The organism is Roseivivax sp. CAU 1753, assembly GCF_054482575.1.
The window spans coordinates 164,102-166,940 of sequence record NZ_JBTLRF010000007.1 but is presented as its reverse complement, the minus strand read 5'-3'; the positions used below and the strand labels follow the sequence as shown (position 1 = coordinate 166,940).

The 2,839-nt window shown below is 62.0% G+C and carries 2 protein-coding genes and 1 pseudogene; 1 reads left to right on the top strand and 2 read right to left on the bottom strand.

The features are described from left to right. Nucleotides 1–251: hypothetical protein (locus tag ACXYMN_RS15420; protein ID WP_459014613.1), on the top strand; the 251-nt coding region annotated here is incomplete at its 5' end. Nucleotides 252–460: 209 nt separating this feature from the next. On the opposite strand, the pseudogene ACXYMN_RS15415 reads toward ACXYMN_RS15420, so the two are convergent. Beyond that, a pseudogene (locus ACXYMN_RS15415) lies at nt 461–1,598 on the bottom strand (IS91 family transposase). A 12-nt stretch (nt 1,599–1,610) separates the two neighbouring features. Further along, nucleotides 1,611–2,489 (bottom strand): tyrosine-type recombinase/integrase, encoded by an 879-nt coding sequence (locus ACXYMN_RS15410; RefSeq protein WP_459014612.1) that lies wholly within the window; start codon nt 2,487–2,489, stop codon nt 1,611–1,613. Nucleotides 2,490–2,839: the final 350 nt, after the last annotated feature.

Sequence of the window (2,839 nt, the reverse complement as noted above, 5' to 3'; positions counted from 1 at the left end):
AACGCGTGCCCAGCCCGGCAACGGGGAAGATGGCCTTCGAGACTTTATTTTTCATGACTGCTCCTCGTCTTTTGCGGAAGTCTAACTTTTGCCATGCGGGAATACATTACCCAAAGACGGGTTGGGTGAAGGATTTTCGATGCGGGCCGTGGTGCAACGGTGCCGCGTGGCGCTTCGTCGGCCCTCGTTTGAAATCCTCCCAAGGTGGAAGCCGCGGTGGCCAGGCGCTGTCTATGGAGAAAGTGAGCTGAGGTTTCCTGCGACGGTGGAGCGAAACTGACGGCTCGAAGGAAATCGATGGCCTCCAAGGGCATCCTGATCTGTGCTGGTGATGAAATCGGCCTCGTGCGGCGCATTTGATCGGCGGTTCGCGGGCTGCATGCGACTCGGGGCAAGCCCGGAGCCATCCGGGACGGGTAACCGATCCAGAGTTGTGTTTGTGACATTGACGGGCGGTTCGTCATGCGGCCTGCTCCCGTGGTGATGCACGCGACATCGGTTTCTGGCCTGGGCGGAATACCTCGACGATGCGCATCGGGACGTTGAGCCGCTCACGGATCCTGTTGATATTGGCCTTGCGGGTCGCTCCGGCCAGTAGGCCTTAGTGCCGGATGCGGTGGAACCCATCTGGGAGGACGTACATCAGGAATCGGCGGATGAATTCGGGAGTGGCCAGGCGCATGACCGTTTGCCGATCACCGCGTTTGATGCGGTAGTTCTTCCATCGAAATGCAACAGTCACGGCGTCCGCGCTGACCAGGCGATGGTTCGAGATCGCCACGCGGTGGGTGTATCGGCTCAAGTAGGCCAGCACGGCTTCAGGCCTGCCAAAGGGCGGTTTGGCGTAGACGTCCCATTCGGATCTGCGGAACGGTGTGAGCCAGGCGGCAAAGGCATTCGCCTGTTTCAGCCGTTCGAGTTTGCCGTAGAAGGTCAATTCACCGGCGCTATGCAGCGCCAGTAGCCCGTCGAGGAACAAGCGCCGGAACAGGCGCTACAGCACTCGCACATGTAGGAAGAACCCGGGCTTGCAGGCGACCCACCGGGTGCCGTCCGGTGCAAGGCCACCGCCCGGCACGATCGTGTGGATGTGTGGGTGGTGGGGTCACGCCAAAGGCGTGCTTGCAGCACGACGCCGACCCCCAAGTGTACAGAACACTGGTCATCCCGATCCGTGCCCCAAGCCGCTTGGGGTCGGCCGCAATGGTCATCACCGCTTCGGCGGTGGCCCTGAACAGCAGGCCATAGACGGCCTTTTTGTTCCAGAAGGCAATCTGCGCGATCTCCGCCGGGATGGTGAAGACCACGTGGAAATACTCGACGGGCAGAAGGTCCTCGGCGCGCGCGGCCATCCAGTCGCGCGCCGCCGACCCCTGGCACTTCGGGCAATGCCGGTTCTTGCAAGAATTGTAGGCGATGTGATGGTGGCCGCACTTGGCGCACCCGGCCACATGCCCACCGAGCGCCTCGGTCCGGCAGGTCTCTATAGCCGAATTAGCCCTGAGCTGGGTCAGGCTGACATGCCCTGCATTAGCCTGCTGCCACGCAGGACCATTGGCGCGAAAGATGTCAGCGATCTCCAGCTTCGGCCGGGGCACCCCGGTGCCCGCTCACTCGAGACTTCGCTTCACGGTCTGGTCCTGCAGCTTGGCCAGCATCTCATAGGGGCTGACCGTATCGCGGATCGTTTTGGTCGCGACATGGGTGTATTGCGCCGTCGTCGTCAGCTTGGCATGGCCGAACAGGACCTGGATCACACGCACATCCGTGTTGGCCTCGAGCAGGTGCGGCGCAAAGCTGTGCCTGAGTGTGTGCAGCGTCGTCGGCTTGCTGATCCCGGCCATGTGCTTGGCCGAGGTAAAGGCCCGGTTCAGCTGCCGAGGTGAGATCGGATTGATCTTCGGCTTGCCCGGGAACAACCAGCCCTCGGGCCGAGCCTCGCGCCACCAGTCACGCAGCAGGTTCAGCAAGCCAGGGGACAGCATCACCTTGCGGTCCTTCCGTCCCTTGCCTTGCTCGACATGGATCAGCATCCGGTCGCTGTCGATGTCGCCGATCTTCAGGTTGCAAACCTCGGACGCCCGCAGCCCCGCACCGTATGAGATGCTGAGCGCCGCGCGACACTTCAGGCCGGGTCCGGGCGCCGCCATCAGGATGTCGGACACCTCCTCGACGCTGAACACCAGGGGCAACTTCCGCGGCTGCGTGCGGAACTGCATGTAACGCTTCATGTTCTCGCACCCGCAGGCCATCCCGAAGAAGAACCGCAGCGCCACGATCCGCACATTGAACGTGCTGGCCGTGACCCCGGTGTCGGTCATGTGCAGTTGGCAGGCGCGCAATTCCTCCGGAGTGGCGGTATCCGGCGAATGCCCAAGGAACTGGGCGAAATCCTTGACGGCCCGGATATGAGCCTTCTCGCCCATCCCCCGGATGCGCATGTCTTCGATCATCCGCGCCCGCAGCGGCGAAATCCTCTCTTGGGTCATAGGAACCTCCTGTCTGTCGATTGAGAGGTCTCAATCGACAGACAGCTGCCCACATTCCCAAATGCACAGGATGGCGATCAATTCCGAACACCGGCCACGGGCGCCATTGCCGCGCGAGCGGCTTCGTCCTGGGGCCGAAAAGCATGCAATTATTTTGCTCAGAGGTTGCAAAACGGGCGCAGGCGCGCCGTCTCCTGCCCGATCCTTTGAAAGACAAACAAGACGGCCGCGCGCCCCTGCCCCGCAATTGACACATGCGACCCCCTGCCCCATGCAGGCCTGCAACGGATTTACGACGAACAGGATGGGCTTTCATGAAAATCGCGATGATCGGTACCGGTTATGTGGGC

What these genes read in the sequence shown, in the direction of transcription:
- ACXYMN_RS15410 (WP_459014612.1), bottom strand. Translation starts at nt 2,489, where the DNA reads ATGACCCAAGAGAGGATTTCGCCGCTGCGGGCGCGGATGATCGAAGAC.